Annotated in this window: 19 protein-coding genes, 5 pseudogenes and 1 other annotated feature; all 24 genes and pseudogenes read left to right on the plus strand. The window is 36.4% G+C overall.

Annotated features, from left to right (window positions below; all coding sequences use genetic code 11):
- The first annotated feature begins 75 nt into the window (after positions 1-75).
- The 24 genes and pseudogenes from sigG (at position 76) to pyrE (ending at position 22,658) form a co-directional block, all read left to right on the plus strand.
- Positions 76-897: an RNA polymerase sporulation sigma factor SigG gene (gene sigG / locus MVE64_RS23125; RefSeq protein ID WP_180320432.1), complete on the plus strand. Its 822-nt coding sequence runs from the start codon at positions 76-78 to the stop codon at positions 895-897.
- 257 nt (positions 898-1,154) lie between these two features.
- Positions 1,155-1,424, plus strand: coding sequence for a YlmC/YmxH family sporulation protein (locus MVE64_RS23130; protein ID WP_247341552.1), 270 nt, complete (start codon positions 1,155-1,157; stop codon positions 1,422-1,424).
- 94 nt (positions 1,425-1,518) lie between these two features.
- Positions 1,519-2,355 (plus strand): peptidoglycan editing factor PgeF, encoded by an 837-nt coding sequence (pgeF, locus tag MVE64_RS23135; RefSeq protein ID WP_379050277.1) that lies wholly within the window; start codon positions 1,519-1,521, stop codon positions 2,353-2,355.
- 2 nt (positions 2,356-2,357) lie between these two features.
- Positions 2,358-3,044: a YggS family pyridoxal phosphate-dependent enzyme gene (locus MVE64_RS23140; protein ID WP_247341556.1), complete on the plus strand. Its 687-nt coding sequence runs from the start codon at positions 2,358-2,360 to the stop codon at positions 3,042-3,044.
- A gap of 1 nt (position 3,045) precedes the next feature.
- Positions 3,046-3,504, plus strand: a complete 459-nt coding sequence (locus MVE64_RS23145) for a cell division protein SepF (protein ID WP_247341558.1) — start codon at positions 3,046-3,048, stop codon at positions 3,502-3,504.
- A gap of 6 nt (positions 3,505-3,510) precedes the next feature.
- Positions 3,511-3,774: a YggT family protein gene (locus MVE64_RS23150; protein WP_098796214.1), complete on the plus strand. Its 264-nt coding sequence runs from the start codon at positions 3,511-3,513 to the stop codon at positions 3,772-3,774.
- Positions 3,775-3,832: 58 nt separating this feature from the next.
- A complete protein-coding gene (locus MVE64_RS23155) occupies positions 3,833-4,609 on the plus strand; it encodes a YlmH family RNA-binding protein (RefSeq protein WP_247341560.1) in 777 nt (258 codons plus the stop codon).
- A 139-nt stretch (positions 4,610-4,748) separates the two neighbouring features.
- Positions 4,749-5,255 (plus strand): DivIVA domain-containing protein, encoded by a 507-nt coding sequence (locus tag MVE64_RS23160; RefSeq protein ID WP_247341562.1) that lies wholly within the window; start codon positions 4,749-4,751, stop codon positions 5,253-5,255.
- 76 nt (positions 5,256-5,331) lie between these two features.
- Positions 5,332-5,564: a binding site (T-box leader), on the plus strand.
- Between the two features lie 111 nt (positions 5,565-5,675).
- Positions 5,676-6,776, plus strand: a complete 1,101-nt coding sequence (locus MVE64_RS27960) for a class I tRNA ligase family protein (RefSeq protein WP_345740716.1) — start codon at positions 5,676-5,678, stop codon at positions 6,774-6,776.
- A gap of 37 nt (positions 6,777-6,813) precedes the next feature.
- A pseudogene (locus tag MVE64_RS27965) lies at positions 6,814-6,926 on the plus strand (hypothetical protein); the annotation flags it as partial.
- A 51-nt stretch (positions 6,927-6,977) separates the two neighbouring features.
- A complete protein-coding gene (locus tag MVE64_RS27970) occupies positions 6,978-8,438 on the plus strand; it encodes a class I tRNA ligase family protein (RefSeq protein ID WP_345740717.1) in 1,461 nt (486 codons plus the stop codon).
- A gap of 355 nt (positions 8,439-8,793) precedes the next feature.
- Positions 8,794-9,117 carry a TraR/DksA family transcriptional regulator gene (locus MVE64_RS23170; RefSeq protein ID WP_121664932.1) on the plus strand — a complete coding sequence of 108 codons (324 nt, stop codon included), beginning with the start codon at positions 8,794-8,796 and terminating at the stop codon, positions 9,115-9,117.
- Positions 9,118-9,289: 172 nt separating this feature from the next.
- Positions 9,290-9,757 (plus strand): signal peptidase II, encoded by a 468-nt coding sequence (gene lspA, locus MVE64_RS23175; protein ID WP_121661338.1) that lies wholly within the window; start codon positions 9,290-9,292, stop codon positions 9,755-9,757.
- On the plus strand, positions 9,758-10,672 hold the full coding sequence (locus MVE64_RS23180) for an RluA family pseudouridine synthase (protein WP_247341564.1): 915 nt from the start codon (positions 9,758-9,760) through the stop codon (positions 10,670-10,672).
- Positions 10,673-10,891: 219 nt separating this feature from the next.
- A complete protein-coding gene (pyrR, locus tag MVE64_RS23185; protein ID WP_098796220.1) occupies positions 10,892-11,434 on the plus strand; it encodes a bifunctional pyr operon transcriptional regulator/uracil phosphoribosyltransferase PyrR in 543 nt (180 codons plus the stop codon).
- A 255-nt stretch (positions 11,435-11,689) separates the two neighbouring features.
- Positions 11,690-12,970 carry a solute carrier family 23 protein gene (locus MVE64_RS23190; protein ID WP_247341565.1) on the plus strand — a complete coding sequence of 427 codons (1,281 nt, stop codon included), beginning with the start codon at positions 11,690-11,692 and terminating at the stop codon, positions 12,968-12,970.
- A 175-nt stretch (positions 12,971-13,145) separates the two neighbouring features.
- Positions 13,146-14,062, plus strand: a pseudogene (locus MVE64_RS23195) (aspartate carbamoyltransferase catalytic subunit).
- Positions 14,046-15,331: pseudogene (locus MVE64_RS23200) on the plus strand (dihydroorotase). Before MVE64_RS23195 ends, MVE64_RS23200 begins: the two co-directional pseudogenes overlap by 17 nt.
- A pseudogene (locus tag MVE64_RS23205) lies at positions 15,328-16,417 on the plus strand (carbamoyl phosphate synthase small subunit). Before MVE64_RS23200 ends, MVE64_RS23205 begins: the two co-directional pseudogenes overlap by 4 nt.
- Positions 16,417-19,628 (plus strand): annotated as a pseudogene (carB, locus tag MVE64_RS23210) (carbamoyl-phosphate synthase large subunit). The pseudogenes MVE64_RS23205 and carB overlap by 1 nt, the downstream one beginning before the upstream one ends.
- Positions 19,625-20,404: a dihydroorotate dehydrogenase electron transfer subunit gene (locus tag MVE64_RS23215; RefSeq protein ID WP_098796226.1), complete on the plus strand. Its 780-nt coding sequence runs from the start codon at positions 19,625-19,627 to the stop codon at positions 20,402-20,404. Before carB ends, MVE64_RS23215 begins: the two are co-directional and overlap by 4 nt.
- A gap of 1 nt (position 20,405) precedes the next feature.
- Positions 20,406-21,341 carry a dihydroorotate dehydrogenase gene (locus tag MVE64_RS23220; protein WP_247341567.1) on the plus strand — a complete coding sequence of 312 codons (936 nt, stop codon included), beginning with the start codon at positions 20,406-20,408 and terminating at the stop codon, positions 21,339-21,341.
- Positions 21,313-22,029, plus strand: coding sequence for an orotidine-5'-phosphate decarboxylase (gene pyrF / locus MVE64_RS23225; RefSeq protein WP_247341569.1), 717 nt, complete (start codon positions 21,313-21,315; stop codon positions 22,027-22,029). Before MVE64_RS23220 ends, pyrF begins: the two co-directional genes overlap by 29 nt.
- The gene (gene pyrE, locus MVE64_RS23230; protein WP_247341571.1) at positions 22,026-22,658 is read left to right on the plus strand and encodes an orotate phosphoribosyltransferase; all 633 of its coding nucleotides are present in this window, start codon (positions 22,026-22,028) and stop codon (positions 22,656-22,658) included. The genes pyrF and pyrE overlap by 4 nt, the downstream gene beginning before the upstream one ends.
- Positions 22,659-22,671: the final 13 nt, after the last annotated feature.

The raw sequence follows: 22,671 nt of genomic DNA on the forward strand, positions 1-22,671 counted from the left end.
TTTTATATCAATTATTTAGACGGTTTCTACTCCCTTTAACTTGAAAGCTTGTGCATATTTTTTCCTGTCCAGGAGATACTTAACACTGTACAGCAACTCCTGTTAGGAGGGAAAGATGTGACAAGAAATAAAGTTGAAATTTGTGGAGTAGATACCTCTAAACTTCCAGTTCTTAAGAATGAGAAAATGAGAGAGCTATTTAAGCGAATGCAAAACGGAGACATATCAGCAAGAGAAGAGCTGGTAAATGGCAACTTAAGATTGGTACTTAGTGTAATCCAGCGATTTAACAACCGAGGAGAATTTGTTGACGATTTGTTTCAAGTTGGCTGTATAGGATTAATGAAATCAATCGATAATTTTGACTTAGGCCAGAACGTCAAATTTTCAACATATGCTGTACCAATGATTATCGGAGAAATCCGAAGATACTTAAGAGATAATAACCCAATCCGTGTCTCCCGTTCTTTAAGAGACATCGCTTACAAAGCACTACAAGTAAGAGAACGTTTAATGAGTGAGACCTCCCGGGAGCCAACCGCAGAGGAAATATCAAAAGTACTTGATGTCCCACATGAGGAAATTGTATTTGCACTTGATGCTATTCAAGACCCGGTTTCACTTTTTGAGCCTATCTACAATGATGGGGGAGACCCAATTTTTGTCATGGATCAGTTAAGTGATGAAAAAAATCGCGATATTCAGTGGATTGAAGAATTAGCATTAAAAGAAGGTATGAGACGCCTTAACAGCCGAGAAAAGCTAATTCTACGCAAGAGATTTTTCCAAGGCAAAACTCAAATGGAAGTCGCAGAAGAAATAGGGATTTCTCAAGCACAAGTTTCTCGTCTAGAAAAAGCTGCAATTAAACAAATGAATAAAAATATCCAAAATTAAGGCTGCTCTTTTGAGTAGTCTTTTTATTTTGTACGTTGATACACAACTCATTCTGTAAAGTCCTTACCACTTCTTTTACTACACTTCAGAAATCTTAACCACCACTTCAACAACAAGCTGTAGAATACCTATTTTAAGTATGACATAAAAAAATCTGAACGAATTGAATAGTTTATGCTATAAGCTACATAGATATGTAATAGAGGATTTCTTATAAATGTATACAGTAATGATTTAATAGATAATGAATTTGAATAATGGGGGTAAAGTTAATGAATATATCCGAGTTCCAAACAAAAGATGTTGTTAATGTTTCAGATGGAAAAAAGATGGGTAACATTGGAGATTTTGATATTAATGTTACAACAGGGAAAATTCAAGCCATCATTATAAATGGTCAAGGAAGAATGCTTGGTTTTTTTGGAAAAGACGAGGAATTCGTCATTCCATGGCGAAATATAGTAAAAATAGGGGAAGATGTTATTTTAGTGAGAATGAATCGACAAATTGAGCTTCAAGATGAATAAATTGTCAATGAAAGCTAAACGTAACGGGTAATATGTGGTAAAATAAAGAGCGTTAGAACCAAATTAATGTCGAATATAAAAGGTTGAAACAATGATGACAGCAAACTCTTTTCAGTTAGAGGATAAAATGTATTTGTCAGTCAGTCCCTGGGATGGTTTAATAAAGGGTCTTTCAGTTGGGTTTACAACTAAAAACGGTGGTAATAGTGTTGAAGAATTTTCCTCTTTAAACCTAGGTCTTCACGTTAACGACCAAAACGAAATTGTTATAAAGAACAGAGATCAACTTGCAAAGGCTTTGGGATTTACATTAGATAACTGGGTTTTTGCAGAACAAGTTCATTCCAATGTTATAAAGAAAGTGACAAAAGAGAGCAAAGGAAAGGGTATAAGTGTATATACAGATGGATTAACTGCGTCTGACGGTATTTACACGTCTGAAAAGGGAATCATGCTATCTCTGTGTTTTGCAGATTGTGTGCCTTTATACTTTATTGCTCCCGAACATTCTTTAATTGGTCTTGCTCATGCTGGCTGGAAAGGGACAGTAAAGAATATTGCTGGTGAAATGATCATAAAGTGGAATAAAGACGAGGGAGTAAACCTAAAGGATATTAAAGTAGCTATTGGTCCCGCAATTAATGATTGTTGTTATATTGTTGACGAAAAAGTGATATCCTCAATAGATAAGAATATTTTAAAAGAATACCCATTGCCTTATAACACTGTATCAGAGGGGCAATACAAATTAAACCTTCCTCTACTTAATAAATACTATCTTTTGAGTGCAGGTATACCGGATGAAAATATTATAACATCCGATTTATGTACAAGTTGTGAAAGTGGACTGTTTTTTTCTCATCGTCGTGACAAAGGAAAAACAGGTAGGATGTTAAGCTTTATTGGAATAAATGAGGAGGCTCACCTGTAGAAATGAACGTGCAGGAAAATTACCGTAATATACGTAGTACAATTGAAAAAACATGTGAACGAATAGGTAGAAATGCAAATGAAGTACATGTAGTTGCTGTAACAAAGTATGTAAGTGTTCAACGTGCAAAGGAAGCCCTTGATGCTGGAGTTAAACATTTAGGAGAAAACAGAGATGAAGGTCTTATTGAAAAAATAGAAATTATAGGAGAAGGTCCTAATTGGCACTTTATCGGTTCATTGCAAACACGTAAGGTGAAGAATATTATCAATAAAGTTGATTATATTCATTCGTTAGATCGCCTTTCATTAGCAAAAGAAATTGATAAGCGTGCTCAACAACCTATTAAATGCTTTGTTCAAGTTAATGTTTCCGGCGAAGAAGCTAAGCATGGCTGTTCACCAGAAGATGTTGTAAAATTTATTCAAACATTATCAGAGTATCCTAACATTATGATTGTTGGATTAATGACAATGGCACCATTAACTGAGGACCATGATGTTATTCGAGGCTGTTTTAAACGATTAAAACAGCTTCAGCAAGATGTACAAGCATTACAACTCCTATCGGCACCTTGTATGGAACTATCAATGGGTATGTCTAATGATTATGAAATAGCGATTGAAGAAGGTGCTACTTTTATTAGAATTGGCACTTCTCTGGTCGGAAATGAAATTGGAGGTGTATAAGATGTCAATCAAAAATAGATTTAAAAGTTTTTTCGCATTAGAAGATGAAGAATATGAATATGATGAGAATGAGGGGTATGATGAAGAGTTTGAAACAACTCAACAGCAACAACAACCCTTGGCAACTAAACATCAATCTCAACCAGCAAAGCAAAATGTGGTGAGTTTGCAAAGTATTCAAAAATCCTCTAAAGTTGTTTTAAGTGAACCAAGAGTGTATGCTGAAGCTCAAGAAGTTGCAGATCATTTGAAGAATCGCCGTGCGGTGGTTGTTAATCTTCAAAGTATACAAAGAGATCAGGCGAAAAGAATTGTTGATTTTTTGAGTGGTACGGTATACGCAATTGGTGGAGATATTCAGCGAATTGGAATGAACATTTTTTTATGTACTCCTGATAATGTTGATGTTTCAGGCTCCATATCTGAATTAGTAACAGAAGATGATCATCAAAGGTGGTAGACAAACATGGGTATATTATTTAGTTTACTCTCTACATTAATTACTTTTTATTCGTACGCGCTAATTGTTTACATATTACTATCTTGGTTCCCAGGAGCAAGGGAATCAGGATTCGGGCAATTTTTAGCAAAAATTTGCGAACCATACCTAGAGCCCTTCCGGAAATTCATTCCACCACTTGGTATGATTGATATTTCGCCGATTGTTGCAATTTTAGCTCTACGATTTGCTCAATATGGAATTGCTTCGATCTTCAGAATGATTGGCTAAGGGACTATAAGTAGTCCCTCTTTTTCATTTAGGTAAAGAAATATATTGGAGTTGGGTTATGGATCATATATATCAACATTTTCGCAATGAAGAGAAACAATTTATTGATCAAGTTTTAGAGTGGAAGGATATTGTATTAAATCAATATAGTCCAAAGCTAACTGATTTTTTAGATCCACGCGAGCAAGAAATTGTAGCATCAGTAATAGGTGAAAATCTGGATATAAAGGTGATGTTTTCTGGTGGTGTTCAGGATACTGAAAGAAAAAGAGCTTTTATTTATCCGGATTATTATCAGCCACATGAAGAGGATTTTCAGTTAACACTTTTTGAAATTCATTATGCAAGTAAATTTGTTTCTTTACAGCATAGACAAGTATTAGGTTCTTTAATGAGTTTAGGTCTAAAGAGATCTAAATTTGGGGATATACGATTTTACGAAGAAGTTGTTCAATTTGTGTGTGCAAGTGAAATTGCCGATTATTTGCGTGCTAATTTTTATGAGATTGGCCGAGCAAAAGTTACTCTCAAAGAAATGAGTGTAGAAAAACTTATACCTCATGTTGAAGATGTACAGGAAATAGTAACAACGGTATCTTCTCTTAGACTAGATGTGGTTTGTTCAGCTATTTATACTATTTCACGACAAAAGATTCAACCGTTAATTACAAATGGACTCGTAAAAGTGAATTGGAAAACAGTAGACTCGGTCTCTTTTGAATGCCGAGAAGGGGATACTCTCTCAGTCAGAGGTTTTGGAAGGAGTAAACTCGTTTCAATGGAAGGGAAAACAAAAAAAGACCGATTCAGAGTTATCATTCATAAACAAAAATAAATGACCCGAAATAGTTTTAGAAAATAGTGAAACATAAAATTATTTTAAGAAAAAACAGGAATTTCAACAAACCTGTCGAAATATGATTTATAATGTTGACAAGGATTAACTATTTCACTACATATTGGAGGTGGCACCCGTGCCTTTAACACCGTTAGATATCCATAATAAGGAATTTAATAAAGGGTTTCGTGGATATGATGAAGATGAAGTTAACGAGTTTTTAGATCAGGTTATCAAAGATTATGAAATGATTATCAGAGAAAAGAAAGAGCTTGAATCTCGTGTTACAGAACTAACAGAGAAACTCGGTCACTTTACTAATATTGAAGACACATTGAATAAATCAATCATTATAGCACAAGAAGCAGCAGAAGAAGTGAAGCGGAATGCTCAGAAAGAATCAAAGCTGATTATTAAAGAGGCGGAAAAAAACGCAGACCGAATTATTAATGAATCTTTAGCTAAATCAAGAAAAATTGCTATGGAAATTGAAGAGCTAAAAAAACAGTCAAAAGTATTCAGAACCCGTTTCCAAATGCTTATAGAGGCACAGCTCGACCTGCTTAAAAATGATGATTGGGATCATTTATTAGAATACGAGGTTGAGCCTATTTTTGGAGAAACAGAAGAATCCAAAAGTTAAACTTGACTTTTTTAATTTCAATCGCATATAATACGAAAACATAGATATGTTTTTTGCTCTAATAATACAAATACTAAATATAACTGTGATAGGGACAGTAGTCTTTTATTTTCTTTATATTAGCGAATCGAGGATGGTGTAAGCTCGACATAAAGATAAAAGATGAACATCACCCTTGAGTTCCAGGCTGAACATGTTACCATTAGTAAGCTGTGGCGTATATATTCACGTTACGAATACTAGAGTGGATTAAAGTAGTGTATTTAATCTAGTAGGGTGGTACCGCGAGAAAACCTTCTCGTCCCTTTTGGGATGAGAAGGTTTTTTGTGTTGTATTAGATAGAATTTTTAAAACATTTACTTATTTTGATCAACAATTCAATGAAAAAAGAGCTATTAAAATAACTGGAGGAATTAGTGATGGAATACAAAGATACCCTTCTGATGCCGAAAACTGAGTTTCCAATGCGTGGAAACCTACCTAACAGAGAGCCGTTAATGCAAGAAAAATGGGATAAGATGAATATCTACGAAATGGTACAAGAACGAACAAAAGATCGTCCACTTTTTGTTTTACATGATGGACCTCCATATGCAAATGGAGACATTCATATGGGGCATGCATTAAATAAAATCTTAAAGGATTTTATTGTGCGTTTTAAATCTATGAGTGGCTATTGTGCACCTTATGTTCCGGGCTGGGATACACATGGTTTACCAATTGAAACAGCTCTTACAAAAAATAAGAAAGTAAAAAGAAAAGAGATGTCTGTTGCTGAGTTTCGTAAGCTTTGTGAGGATTACGCTTGGGAACAAATTAATGGTCAACGTGAGCAGTTTAAACGCTTAGGGGTTCGTGGGGATTGGGAAAACCCATATGTAACTTTGAAGCCTGAATATGAAGCACAACAAATTAAAGTTTTTGGTGAGATGGCGAAAAAAGGCTATATTTATAAAGGGTTAAAACCTGTATATTGGTCACCATCAAGTGAATCAGCACTCGCTGAAGCAGAAATTGAATATCAAGATAAACGCTCTCCATCGATTTATGTTGCCTTCCCTGTAAAAGATGGAAAAGGCGTTTTATCTCATGATGAGAAAATTATCATTTGGACAACAACTCCTTGGACAATGCCAGCAAATTTAGGAATTTCAGTACATCCAGAGTTAGAATATAGTGTTGTAGCTGCTAATGGTGAAAAGTATGTTGTTGCGTCTGAACTAGTTGAATCTGTTGCATCAACTATTGGTTGGGAAAGTTATGAAGTTGACCGCACATTAAAAGGTATTGAACTAGACCGTGTAACGGCAAAACACCCAATTTATGACCGTGAATCACTTGTTATGCTAGGTGAGCATGTTACAAGTGATGGAGGAACAGGTTGTGTTCACACTGCTCCAGGTCATGGAGAAGATGACTTTATTGTAGGACAGCAATATGGACTAGATGTATTATGTCCAGTTGATGAAAAAGGATATATGACAAAAGAAGCACCAGGGTTTGAAGGTACTTTTCTATGATGAAGCAAATAAGCCAATCACTGAAAAACTTCAAGAAGTGGGCGCATTATTGAAGCTTCAATTTATTACACACTCTTATCCGCATGATTGGAGAACGAAAAAGCCAACAATATTCCGTGCTACTGCTCAATGGTTTGCGTCAATCAAAGATTTCCGTGAAGATCTTTTAAAAGCTGTTAATGATACAAAATGGGTCCCGGCTTGGGGGAAACTCGTCTTTACAACATGGTTCGTGATCGTGGAGATTGGTGTATTTCCCGACAACGTGCATGGGGTGTACCGATTCCTGTGTTTTACGCTGAAAATGGTGAGCCGATCATTACGGATGAAACAATTGAGCATGTTTCAAACTTATTCCGTGATTATGGGTCTAATATTTGGTTCGAACGCGAAGCAAAAGACCTTTTACCAGATGGCTTTTCACATGAAGGAAGCCCTAACGGTAAGTTTACAAAAGAAAATGACATTATGGATGTTTGGTTTGATTCAGGATCTTCCCACCAAGCGGTACTTTTAGAAAGAGAAGATCTCCAAAGACCTGCAGACTTGTATTTAGAAGGATCTGACCAGTATCGTGGTTGGTTTAACTCTTCTTTATCAACGGCAGTTGCTGTGACTGGCAAAGCTCCGTATAAAGGTGTTCTAAGTCATGGTTTTGCTCTTGATGGTGAAGGGCGTAAAATGAGTAAATCTTTAGGGAATACTGTTGTACCTGCTAAAGTTATGAACCAATTAGGTGGAGATATTCTTCGTCTATGGGTTGCTTCAGTTGATTATCAAGCAGATGTTCGTGTTTCTGACGCAATTTTAAAACAAGTTGCTGAGGTTTACCGTAAAATTCGTAATACATTCCGTTTCTTACTAGGTAACTTAAGTGATTTTAACCCAGCAACTGATTCGGTTAGCTTAGAGAACCTTAGAGATGTAGATCGATATATGCTTGTAAAACTAAATAAGCTAACAAAACGAGTAAAGGAAGCTTATGAACAATATGAATTTGCTGCGATTTATCATGCTGTTCATAATTTCTGTACGATTGAACTAAGCTCATTCTATTTAGATTTTGCAAAAGATGTACTTTATATTGAATCATCGGAAAATCAAGAACGTCGTGCAATTCAAACAGTACTTCACGAAACATTATTATCACTTGTTAAATTAGTAACACCAATTCTTCCTCACACAGCTGATGAAGTTTGGGAGCACATTGATTCTGTTACAGAAGAGAGTGTGCAGCTTGTTGACATGCCGGAAGTAAAAGAATATGAACAAGCAGATGAACTTGAGAAAAAATGGGATGCATTTATGACATTACGTGATGATGTTTTAAAAGCATTAGAAGTAGCTCGTAATGAGAAAGTAATCGGAAAATCGTTAACAGCAAGTATTGCTCTTTATCCAAATGCGGAATCAAAAGCATTACTTGATTCAGTTGATGAAGACTTAAAGCAATTATTTATTGTTTCAGGCTTTACTATTGCTGAAGATTTTGACAATGCTCCTGAAAATGCTCAGGTCTTTGATACAGTAAAAATTGTCATAACACCAGCAGAAGGTGAAACATGTGATCGTTGTTGGATCGTTACACCAGAAGTTGGTCAGGTTGAGGAACATCCAACACTATGTCAACGATGTGCTTCAATTGTGAAGGATCATTATTAAGATTTAATAAGGGCCTATTTCTTTAATGTGTTAATTGCCTATTAAAGAATAGGCTCTTTTTCTTTTGTACATAACTATGTCAAATCCTAAAAAGTATAGTCTACAGACTATATCTGGCAGTATAAAGCCCAATTTCACAGAAAAAGGTTTTAAAGAGTAAATTCATGGGTAAAAAATACTCATTCAGACAAATGGAAAGAAAGTTAACAAAGTTAGCAGCCATTACAATCACAGGAAAATTCTTATCAGGGTGAGCAATGAATTTTTCGGGCAAAACTAATGTTAACATCATGAGAAGGATAAGGAGTTGTCCATCTTGAATAAATTTTCTGGTATTCGTTACGAATTACAATTGATGAGAGAAGAACTGCGAGCTAGATTATTTGATCACAGTTTGTTTGATATGACTTTAGATGAAGATTATCATAAAAGTCATACATTAATGCATCATATTAAAGAGGAACTTCAAGATGTAGAACGTGCCTTAATGAAAATTGATAAAGGACTTTACGGGTATTGTGAAGAAACCGGTGAAGAAATTCCTTTTGAAAAGTTAAGGATACTCCCAACAGCTAGAACAAAATACGATTTCTTTTTCCAGGAATTATTTGAACGAAAATCTCTCCCGCAACACGACTATACTCATGAAGAAACTTATATCACAGGCAGTGATTTCTGATCATCATTGACTATTGTTACGGCCCAAATTATTTTATAATTTGGGCCGTTATAATGAATAAATTGTTTTATCCAAGCTATACTTTTCCTAATAACTTACGCTTTCGTTCTGAGTATGGTACAATTTCTTAGGATAAACCCGAAAATAGAAATTAGAAAGTTGGGGGAAGAACGTGTATTATTACATAATTGCTGCTGTCATTATTTTAATTGACCAAGTCACGAAATGGTTAATCGTAAGAAACATGCAAATTGGTGAGAATATTACTGTTATTGAAAATTTCTTCTACATAACATCCCATCGGAATCGTGGAGCAGCCTGGGGCATTTTGGAAGGACAAATGTGGTTTTTCTATATTATAACGGCTGTTGTTATTGTCGGGTTAATTTATTATATTCAAAAACATACAAAGGAAAATAAGGTAATGGGTGTAGCACTTGGCTTTATGCTAGGTGGTGCAATTGGTAATTTCATTGACCGTTTATTTCGGAAGGAAGTTGTCGATTTTATTAATACATACATTTTTTCTTATGACTTCCCAATTTTCAATATAGCAGATTCTGCTCTTTGTATTGGGGTAGCTTTATTATTTATTCATATGTTGTTTTTTGAAGGGAAACAAGAGAAGGAGCAAGCATAAATGGACATCGTTGAATTACAAGTTAGTGAAGAACATAAAAATGAACGGATTGATAAGTTTTTGTCTACTTCAAACGAAGAATGGTCAAGAACACAAGTTCAAATTTGGATAAAAGATGGTTTGGTGAAGGTAAATGATAAGGCCATTAAGACGAATTACAAATGTCAAGTAAATGATAAAGTGGTTATAGAAATTCCAGAACCAGAACCTCTTGATGTTGTAGCCGAAGTAATGGATCTTGATATATATTATGAGGATCAAGATGTGTTAGTTGTTAATAAACCAAAAGGAATGGTTGTTCATCCAGCACCTGGTCATATGAATGGTACACTTGTTAACGGTTTAATGGCACATTGCAAGGATCTTTCAGGGATCAATGGCGTTTTAAGGCCTGGAATTGTCCATCGAATCGACAAAGACACTTCCGGATTATTAATGGTTGCTAAGAATGATATGGCCCATGAATCTCTAGTTCAGCAGCTTGTAGACAAAACAGTAACAAGACGTTATAAAGCAATTGTACATGGCAGCATTCAACATGATCACGGAACAATCAATGCACCAATTGGACGTGACAAAACAGATCGTCAGAGTATGACGGTAACAAATGTAAGCAGCAAAGAAGCTGTCACACATTTTCATGTGTTAGAGAGATTTGATAACTTTACGTTTATCGAATGTCAGCTTGAAACTGGAAGAACCCATCAAATTCGTGTTCATATGAAGTATATAGGCTTTCCGTTAGTTGGTGATCCGAAATACGGGCCGAAAAAAACACTCGACATTAATGGACAAGCACTTCATGCAGGTATCCTAGGGTTTGAACACCCTCGGACTAAAGAATATCTTGAGTTTGAAGCTCCGTTACCTAATGAATTTGAAGAAGTATTAAATAGTATTAAAAATAATCATTGACACATTTCTACATGTTTGTCATAATGTAATTAACTTAATAAGAACCTTTAACACAGTCCCGTGAGGCTGAGAAGGAAAACGGATAAAGACCATAGTCTATATTGGCTTAGTCTAGCTATGTCTTCGTTAACCCTCTCACAAAATCGGTGAGAGGTTTTTTCGTTTTTCAAGGTTATATTTTGAATTTCTACATGTGGAGAAACGAAAGGAGATTATAAAATGTCTCAAAAAGCAGTTTTATTAGATGAACAAGCAATTCGTCGTGCTTTAACAAGAATTGCTCATGAAATTATTGAGAGAAACAAGGGAATTGAAGACAGCATTTTAGTTGGCATTAAAACAAGAGGGATTTATCTCGCCAATCGACTTGCCGAACGAATTGAACAAATAGAAGGTAAAAAAATCGCAATCGGTGAACTGGATATAACACTATATCGTGATGATCTTACGAAGAAAACAGAAGACCTAGAACCGCTTGTAAAAGGTTCTGATATCCCAGTAGATGTAACAAATCAAAAAGTAATTTTGGTTGACGATGTACTATATACTGGTAGAACTGTTAGAGCTGCGATGGATGCACTTGTTGATATTGGAAGACCTGCAAATATACAACTAGCTGTATTAGTTGACAGAGGACACCGTGAACTTCCGATAAGAGCAGATTATGTTGGGAAAAACATTCCAACCTCGAGCTCAGAAAAAATTGTCGTTGAATTAAATGAAGCTGATAAAAAAGACCAAGTAACTATTCACGAAAATTAAATAAAACCCTTTTAAGAACAGTCCAGAGAGGCTGCAAAGGGGCGCACATTGGAAGGTGGTCATTATAATAATGATTGCTCGCCTCTTTGTACCTCTTTGCCTTAGGATTAAGCAAAGAGGTTTTTTTATGGCATAAAAAGCGTTACATGAGTGAATGGTCGGAAAAACAATTTAAAGATTACCGCTATTATAATAAAATTACGATTCTTTCACACATTATAACTAACAAGAATGATGCATATTGGAGGACCTAACATGAAAGAAGATCAAATTGTCTTAGATGTAAAAGATACACCAAAACCAATGACCTGGCTTGCGCTTAGCTTTCAACATTTGTTTGCCATGTTTGGCGCAACAATTCTAGTACCATTTTTAGTGGAGCTAGATCCAGCTGTAGCACTTATCTCAAGTGGATTAGGAACGATTGCATTCTTACTCATTACAAAAGGTCAAGTACCAGCGTATTTAGGATCGTCCTTCGCATTCATTACGCCAATTATTGTGGCAAAATCAACAGCAGGTGTAGGAGCTGCGATGGTAGGGAGCTTTTTAGCTGGTCTTGTATACGGAATTATTGCTTTACTTATTAAAGGGACGGGTCATAAATGGATAATGAAAATACTTCCGCCAGTAGTTGTAGGACCTGTCATTATCGTTATTGGATTGGGATTAGCAGCAACTGCGGTAGGTATGGCGACAAATAACCCTGCTGGCGATTATAGCTTAAAACATTTCTCAGTTGCGTTGGTAACATTGTTAATCACAATTTTATGTTCAATCTTTCTAAAAGGATTTTTCAACTTAATACCAGTACTTATTGGAATTGCAGGCGGCTATTTCTACTCACTAGCGATTGGAATTATTGATTTCTCAAACGTTATAGCAGCAAATTGGATTCAAGTACCAAACTTTGTTATTCCTTTTGTAAACTACACTCCAGCAATTACACTTGATATTGTATTACTTATGGTACCTGTTGTTGTCGTGACAATCTCAGAGCATATTGGACACCAACTAGTTTTAGGGAAAGTTGTTGGAAGAGATTATATTGAAAAACCAGGCTTACATCGTTCGATTTTAGGAGATGGTGTAGCTACAATGATTGCTGCTTTAATCGGTGGACCACCGAATACAACATATGGTGAAAACATTGGCGTTCTGGCAATTACAAGAGTTTATAGTGTGTTTGTTATCGCAGGAGCCGCAGTACTAGCCATTTTGTTTGGGTTTATTGGAAAGATATCAGCATTTATCAGTTCAATCCCGACACCTGTTATGGGTGGAGTATCCATTCTTCTATTTGGTATCATCGCATCATCTGGATTACGTATGATGATTGACAGCAAACTTGATCTTGGAAATAAACGAAATTTAATTATAGTGTCTGTTATATTAGTAATTGGAATTGGAGAAGCAACGCTTAAGATTGGGAATTTCGACCTTCATGGGATGGCATTAGCAGCAATAATTGGTATTGTATTAAATTTAGTTCTACCTTATGATAAGGACGAATCAATTAATAATGAAACGGCATAAGAAAATGGCTTAGATCTTTTAAAGAAAAGTCCAGAGAGGCTTAAAAGGGTGTAAGGCAAACAAAGGTATCTCTATACCTTCATTTGCTCTACCTTCAAACACCCTGATTTAGTAAATCAGGGTGTTTTTCTATAAAAAGAGACTTATTAAAACAAGATTATAGGAGTGGTTGGGCATGTCAAATCTATTAACTATGAACCAGCTTACAAATGAAGAAATTCACGCCATCTTAGAGGATGCAGAGCAGTATAAATCAGGGCAAGGCTGGAAGGCTCTAGATACAGTGTTTGTCTCAAATTTGTTTTTTGAGCCAAGTACAAGAACAAGATTCAGCTTTGAAGTAGCTGAAAAGAAGTTAGGCTTCAAGTCTTAAATTTTACAGCAGAACATTCTAGTGTACAAAAAGGTGAAACTTTATATGATACGGTTAAAACTCTTGAGTCAATTGGGGCAAATGCAGTAGTCATTAGGCATCAACAAGATCACTTTTTCGATGATTTGGTCGGAAAGGTATCGATACCAGTCATTAATGCAGGAGATGGTTGTGGTCATCACCCTACCCAATCATTACTTGATTTACTAACAATTAAACAAGAGTTTGGACAGTTTAAAGATTTGACAATCTCAATACATGGTGATATTCGACACAGTCGTGTTGCAAGGTCAAATGCGGAAGTATTAACAAGGCTTGGAGCAAGGGTGTTATTTTCTGGACCTGCTAAATGGCAGGATCCATTAAACACATATGGAGAATATGTCGAAGTTGACGAAGCAATCCAACAGTCAGATGTTGTGATGCTTCTTCGAATACAGCATGAACGACATGAAGAAAAAGCATCAGCACAAGATTATTTACAGCAATACGGTTTAACAAAAGAAAGAGAAAAACAAATGAAACAACATGCCATTATCATGCATCCAGCTCCAGTAAATCGTGGTGTTGAAATTGATGGTGAATTAATAGAATGCGAACGTTCTAGAATATTTAAACAAATGGAAAATGGTGTTTTTGCTAGAATGGCTGTTTTAAAGAGAGCTTTACAACAAATTGAGCAAAATCAGGAGGTAATGAAACATGCTATTTATTCTTAAAAATGGATTAATTTTAGATGAGCTTGGTGAGTTGAAAAAGTCTGATGTGAAGGTGGAAGACGGAAAGATACTTGAGATTGGAGAAAATCTTTCTACAGACGGATGTGAAATCATCTCAGTTGATGGAAAGGTGGTTTCAGCAGGTTTTATTGACCTTCACGTCCACTTAAGAGAGCCAGGTGGCGAGCACAAAGAAACAATCGAAACAGGTACACAGAGTGCAGCAAAAGGCGGATTTACAACAATAGCTCCAATGCCAAATACACGACCAGTTCCTGACACAAAAGAGCAAATGGAATGGTTGCAAAATCGAATTAAAGAAACAGCTGTTGTGAAAGTTCTTCCATATGCTTCGATTACAACAAGACAGTTAGGTGAAGAATTAACAGACTTCCAAGGATTAAAAAACGCAGGTGCATTTGCCTTCACTGATGACGGTGTTGGTGTACAATCTGCTGGCAAAATGTTAGATGCAATGAAACAGGCAGCTTCGATCGGTGCAACAATTGTGGCACACTGCGAAGAAAATACATTAATTAACAAAGGTTCAGTACATGAAGGTGAATTTTCTAAAAAACATGGTATTAATGGGATTCCTTCTGTATGTGAGTCTGTACATATCGCGAGGGATATCCTTCTAGCGGAAGCTGCGGCTGCCACTATCATGTGTGTCATATCAGTACAAAAGAGTCTGTACGTGTAGTAAGAGATGCAAAACGTGCTGGAATAAACGTAACAGCTGAAGTAACACCACATCACTTATTATTATGTGAAGAAGATATTCCTGGCCTTGATTCGAATTTTAAAATGAACCCTCCTTTAAGAGGAAAAGCAGATCAAGAAGCTTTAATAGAAGGATTATTAGATGGAACAATTGACTTTATTGCAACAGACCATGCACCACATGCAGCAGAAGAAAAAGCAGAAGGCATGCAGTTAGCACCATTTGGAATTGTGGGATTAGAAACAGCATTTCCACTACTTTATACACATTTCGTACTAACGAAGAAATTTACACTAAAGCAACTTGTAGACTTCTTAACAATTCAACCTGCAAAAGCATTTGGATTATCTGGAGGAGTGCTTGAAGTTGGAGCTGCTGCTGATATTACAGTGGTAGATTTAGAAACAGAATTATCAATTAACCCTAGTGAATTTTTATCAAAAGGCAAAAATACACCATTCACAGGCTGGACTTGCAAAGGTTGGCCAACAGCAACAATCGTAGATGGAAACATTGTATGGGAAAAGGGAGGCATCACAGTATGAAAAGACAACTAATCTTAGAAGATGGAACAGTATTTTTGGGTGAAGCATTTGGAAGTGATAAGGAGAATTTTGGAGAAGTAGTATTTAACACAGGAATGACAGGATACCAAGAAATCCTTTCAGATCCATCATATTGTGGACAGATCGTCACTTTAACGTATCCTTTAATCGGAAACTATGGTATTAACAGAGATGATTTCGAAACGATTACGCCATTTATAAACGGATTTGTTGTAAAGGAATTCTGTGACTATCCTTCTAACTGGAGAAGTGAATATACAATTGATGAGTATTTTAAAATGAAAAACATCCCTGGAATCTCAGGCATTGATACTCGTAAGCTTACAAGAATTATTCGTATGCACGGTACATTAAAAGGAGCAATTTGCTCAGCAGATGCAAACCCAGAAGAAGTCATTAGTAAGCTAAAAGGAACACAACTTCCTACAGATCAAGTACAAGTTGTTTCAACAAAAACAGCCTATCCAAGCCTCAGGCAGAGGACATCGTGTAGTGTTAGTTGATTTTGGAATGAAGCATGGTATTTTAAGAGAATTAAATAAACGTAACTGTGACATTGTTGTTGTACCTCATAATGTAACAGCTGAGGAAGTATTACAACTTAAACCAGATGGTATTATGCTATCAAATGGTCCTGGAGATCCAAAAGATGTACCAGAAGCAATTGAAATGATTAAAGGAATTCTTGGTAAAGTTCCATTATTCGGAATTTGTTTAGGTCACCAATTATTTGCCTTAGCTTGTGGTGCAGATTCAGAAAAAATGAAATTCGGTCACCGTGGGTCTAACCACCCGGTAAAAGAATTAAGCACAGGTAAAGTTGATATTACTTCACAAAACCATGGATATACAGTTAGAGAAGATTCAATTAAGGATACAGATTTAGAAGTAACACATGTTGCATTAAATGATGGAACAGTAGAAGGTCTTAAACATAAACAAGCACCTGCATTCACAGTTCAATACCACCCAGAGGCTTCACCAGGCCCTGAAGACGCAAACGGATTATTTGATCAGTTTTTAAACTTGATGATTGAAGCTAATAAGAAAGAAGGGGTTCTATAATGCCAAAACGTACAGACATCAATAAAATTCTTGTTATCGGTTCAGGTCCAATCGTCATTGGTCAAGCAGCAGAATTTGACTATGCTGGAACACAAGCATGTATCGCTTTAAAAGAAGAAGGATATGAAGTTGTACTTGTTAACTCAAATCCAGCAACAATTATGACTGATACAGAAATTGCAGATAAAGTATATATTGAGCCTCTTACGGTTGAATTTTTAAGCAACATTATTCGTAAAGAACGTCCAGATGCCCTTGTTCCAACTTTAGGAGGACAAACGGGTCTTAACATGGCCGTTCAATTGGCAGAGTCAGGTGTACTTGATGAATGTGGAGTGGAAATTTTAGGTACTAAGCTTTCCGCAATCCAACAAGCAGAAGATCGTGATTTATTCAGAAGATTAATGAATGAATTAAATGAGCCTGTACCTGAAAGTGAAATTATCCATAACTTAGATGAAGCTTTTGCGTTTGTTAATCAAATCGGATATCCAGTTATCGTAAGACCTGCCTATACATTAGGTGGAACTGGTGGAGGTATTTGTGAAAATGAAGAAGATCTTATCGAAATTGTTACAAGTGGATTAAAAAACGCCCTGTAACACAATGTCTTCTTGAAAAAAGTATTGCTGGATTTAAAGAAATTGAATATGAGGTAATGCGTGACTCAAATGACCATGCCATTGTTGTTTGTAACATGGAAAACTTTGATCCAGTAGGTGTTCATACAGGTGACTCAATCGTTTTTGCACCAAGTCAAACGTTAAGTGACCGTGAATATCAAATGCTGCGAAACGTATCATTAAAGATTATCCGTGCATTGAAAATTGAAGGTGGCTGTAATGTTCAGCTAGCACTTGATCCAGACAGCTTTAAATACTACATTATTGAGGTTAACCCACGTGTAAGTAGGTCATCTGCGTTAGCTTCTAAAGCAACTGGATATCCAATCGCTAAATTAGCAGCGAAAATTGCTGTTGGTTTAACACTAGATGAAATGAAAAACCCTGTTACAGGGAGAACATATGCATGCTTTGAGCCAGCATTAGATTATATCGTATCAAAGATCCCACGCTGGCCTTTTGATAAGTTTGAGTCTGCAAACCGCCGTTTAGGAACTCAAATGAAAGCAACTGGTGAGGTTATGGCGATCGGTCGTACACTTGAGGAATCACTCTTAAAAGCAGTTCGTTCACTCGAGTCTGATGTAGATTATCTTCGTTTAAAAGATGCTGAACAATTCACAGACGAACTAATTGAAAAGCGTATCCGTAAAGCTGGTGATGAGCGCCTATTTTATATCGCTGAAGCTCTTAGAAGAGGTGTTACGAAAGAAACCATTCATGAGTGGAGCCAAATTGACTTATTTTTCTTAATGAAGATTGAAAAAATTATTGCATTTGAAAAAAATCTTCAAGAAAACCCTTATGAATTAACAACATTACAAACAGCTAAAGAAATGGGCTTTGCAGATTCTGAGATTGCTAAGCTTTGGAATACAAATGATCGTGAAGTTTATGAATTAAGAAAACAAGCAAATATTATCCCAGTTTATAAAATGGTTGATACATGTGCAGCGGAATTTGAATCTGCAACACCATACTTCTATGGATCATATGAAGACGAAAACGAATCAATTGTAACTGAGCGTGAAAGTGTTGTTGTTTTAGGCTCAGGTCCAATCCGAATTGGTCAAGGTGTTGAGTTCGATTATGCAACGGTTCACTCTGTATGGGCAATTAAAGAAGCAGGGTATGAAGCGATCATTGTAAATAACAATCCTGAAACTGTTTCAACAGATTTCAGTATTTCTGACAAGCTTTATTTTGAACCATTAACAATTGAAGATGTTATGCATATCATCGATTTAGAAAAACCAAAGGGTGTTGTTGTTCAATTCGGTGGTCAAACAGCTATTAATCTAGCGGATGAGTTACAAGCTCGAGGTGTAAAAATACTTGGAACATCTTTGGAAGATTTAGATCGTGCGGAAGATCGTGATAAATTTGAACATACTTTAGCTACTCTTGGAATTCCTCAACCACATGGAAAAACAGCTACTTCTGTAGACCAGGCTGTGAAAATTGCAGAAAACATTGGTTATCCAGTATTAGTAAGACCATCTTATGTACTAGGTGGACGTGCAATGGAAATTGTTTACCAAGAGGCTGAGCTTTTACACTATATGAATAATGCGGTAAAAATAAATCCGCAACATCCTGTATTGATTGATAAATATCTAACAGGTAAAGAAATTGAAGTTGATGCAATTTCTGATGGAGAAACAGTTCTTATACCTGGAATTATGGAGCATATTGAACGTGCAGGTGTTCACTCAGGAGATTCAATTGCTGTATACCCGCCGCAATCTTTATCTGAAGAAATTAAAAATAGTATTATTGACTACACAATTAAACTTGCTAAAGGGTTAAATATTATTGGATTGCTAAATATCCAATTCGTATTATCAAAAGGAGCGATTTACGTACTAGAAGTAAATCCTCGCTCAAGCCGTACGGTACCATTTTTAAGCAAAATTACCGGAGTACCGATGGCTAATTTAGCAACAAAAGTAATACTTGGTGCAAAACTTGAGGAACTTGGCTATGAAACAGGATTACATCCAGAAAGTGAAGGTGTGTATGTAAAAGCTCCTGTCTTCTCATTCGCTAAGTTACGCCGAGTGGACATCACATTAGGACCTGAGATGAAATCAACAGGAGAAGTAATGGGTAAAGACATTACTCTTGAGAAAGCTCTTTATAAAGCACTTGTTGCATCTGGAATTCAGATTAAAAACCATGGATCAGTTTTATTAACAGTAGCGGATAAAGATAAAGAAGAAGGTTTAGAGATTGCTAGAAGATTCCACCAAATTGGATATCAAATTCTTGCGACAAGTGGAACCGCAGATTATTTAAGAACCTACAATATTCCGGCGAAAGTTGTTAATAAAATTGGTGCGTCTGAACCGAATTTATTAGATGTTATTCGTAAAGGTGAAGCACAGTTTGTGATCAATACGTTAACAAAAGGAAAACAGCCAGCGAGAGACGGATTTAAAATTCGCCGTGAATCAGTAGAAAATGGAATTCCTTGTTTAACTTCATTAGATACAGCAGTTGCGATTTTACGTGTACTAGAGTCGATGACATTCTCTACAGATACGATGCCAAAGATCAACAAGCAGCTAGAGGTGAGCTTAACGTGATAAAAAAAGAACTAATGGTCGTGACAAAACACGAAAAAATTGCAGAACATATTTTTCAGCTAACACTACAAGGTGAACTTGTTTTAGAGATGGGTAACCCAGGTCAGTTTGTTCATTTAAAGGTGTCTGAGGGTAGCACACCTCTATTAAGAAGACCGATTAGCATTTCTGAAATTAATAAAGATAAAAAGCAATTCACAATGATATATAGAGCAGAAGGGGCTGGTACTCAGCTCCTTTCTAAAAAGGTCGTTGAAAACGTAGTGGATGTTTTAGGACCATTAGGGAATGGATTTCCAATTGATTCAGTTGAAAGTGGACAGATAGCTTTGTTAGTTGGTGGAGGAATAGGTGTTCCTCCTTTACTTGAACTATCAAGGCAATTAGTTGCAAAGGGTGTAAAGGTGCAACATGTATTAGGGTTTCAAACAAATAATGCTGTCTTTTTAGAAGAAGAGTTTGCTAAACTTGGAACAACAATTATAACAACGGATGATGGATCTTATGGATATAAAGGATTTGTTACAGATGCCATTAAAGATCACAACCTGCAGTTTGATACAATGTTTACTTGTGGTCCAACACCAATGTTAAGAGCACTAGAAAAGCTTCATGGACAGAAACCTTTGTTTCTATCATTAGAAGAAAGAATGGGCTGTGGAGTTGGAGCTTGTTTTGCATGTGTTTGTCATACAGGAGATGACCCTACTGGAACAAGTTATAAAAAAGTATGTAGTGATGGGCCTGTGTTTAAGGCTGGAGAGGTGGTTTTATAACATGCTAGACATCAACTTACCCGGTTTGTCACTTAAAAATCCTATCATGCCTGCATCAGGATGCTTTGGCTTTGGTAGAGAATATAGTAAGTTTTATGACTTGAGTCAGCTTGGATCAATAATGATTAAAGCCAGTACACAGGAGCCCCGATTTGGTAATCCTACTCCTCGTGTAGCTGAGACAGAAGCAGGCATGTTAAATGCTATTGGACTACAAAACCCCGGTGTTCATAAAGTCATTTCAGAAGAGCTTGCTTGGCTTGAGCAGTATGATGTTCCGATTATCGCAAATGTAGCAGGCTCTCAAATTGAGGACTATGTATATGTCGCAGAAAAGATCAGTCAGGCAAACAATGTACATGCTCTTGAATTAAATATTTCATGTCCTAATGTAAAAACAGGTGGCATTGCATTTGGAACAATTCCTGAAGTTGCAGCACAGTTAACAAAAGCTGTGAAAGAGGTATCAGCTGTACCTGTTTATGTAAAATTATCACCTAACGTTGCGAACATCGTTGAAATGGCAAAAGCTATTGAAGATGCAGGTGCTGATGGTTTAACAATGATTAACACTTTAATAGGAATGAGACTTGGCCTTAAAACAGGTAAGCCAGTTATTGCAAATAAAACTGGTGGGTTATCAGGTCCAGCTATTAAACCAGTAGCTATACGTATGATTTATGAAGTAAGTCAAGCTGTATCGATTCCGATCATTGGCATGGGTGGCGTGCAAAACGTTGATGATGTGATTGAATTCTTATATGCTGGAGCAAGTGCTGTTGCTGTTGGTACTGCTAATTTTGTTAATCCATTTGTATGCCCGGAAATTATCGAGCAGTTGCCAGCAAGATTAAATGAACTTGGTTTTGAACATGTTACGGAATGTATCGGAAGGAGTTGGAAGGCTGATGCAAAGACCGCTCATTATAGCTCTTGATTTTAAAGATCAGCAAGAGGTAAAAGAATTTTTACAGCACTTTCAACAAGAACAGTTATTTGTCAAGGTAGGTATGGAATTATTTTATCAGGAAGGTCCTGAGATTATTTCTTATCTTAAAAAACTTGGCCACAACATCTTTTTAGACCTAAAGCTTCACGACATTCCGAATACAGTTAAACAAGCAATGCGTGGGTTAGCCAAGCTTGATGTGGACATTGTCAATGTGCATGCTGCAGGCGGAAAGAAAATGATGGAAGCAGCTATTGAAGGACTTGAGGCAGGAACTCAAGAAGGTAAAAAAAGACCAATATGTATTGCTGTTACTCAGTTAACTAGTACTTCTCAAGATATGATGCATAAAGAGCTATTAATTAATGAAGATATCAATAATGTTGTTCTTCATTATGCACAAATGGCAAAAGAAAGCGGCTTAGATGGCGTGGTTTGTTCTACTCATGAAGTAGAGACATTAAATGCAAAGCTTGGATCTTCTTTTATGACTGTCACACCGGGAATTCGGATGAAGGAAGATTCGACAGATGATCAAACTAGAATAGCTAGTCCAGACCTAGCACGTCGTCTAGGTTCGACAGCTATTGTAGTAGGAAGAAGCATAACAAAACAAGACAATCCATATGAGGCATACTTAAAAGTGAAAAAAGCTTGGGAGGAATCAGAGGAATGAAACAAACGATTGCAAAAAACCTATTAGAAATTAAGGCAGTTTATCTCCAACCAAATGACCCCTTCACTTGGTCTAGTGGATTAAAGTCACCAATTTACTGTGATAATCGTCTTACATTATCATTTCCTTCTATTCGTACTCAAATAGCTGAAGGTCTTATTGATCTAATAAAAGAGCATTACCCTGAGGTTGAAGTGATCGCAGGGACTGCAACTGCAGGTATCCCTCACGCTGCATGGGTAAGTGATAAAATGGATTTACCAATGGTTTATGTTCGAAGCAAGGCAAAGGGACATGGTAAAGGAAATCAAATTGAAGGACAAGTTAAGCAAAACCAGAAGGTAGTGGTTGTGGAAGATTTGATTTCAACTGGCGGAAGTGCCATTACAGCTGTTGAAGCTCTTCGTGAAGCAGGCTGTGAGGTTTTAGGGATCGTAGCGATTTTTACATATGATCTTGCACTTGGAAAATCAAAACTGGAAGAAGCGAATATTAAAGCACAATCGTTATGTGACTATAACACTCTAGTTGAGGTTGCTGCTAAAGAAGGTTATGTAACAGAGCAGGACATTAGTAAATTAAAAATGTGGAGAGAAGATCCATCTTCTGAACGCTGGCTTGATGTATAACAAATAAACCTAA

Origin of the sequence: Metabacillus endolithicus, assembly GCF_023078335.1 — a bacterium.
GTDB lineage: Bacteria > Bacillota > Bacilli > Bacillales > Bacillaceae > Metabacillus > Metabacillus endolithicus.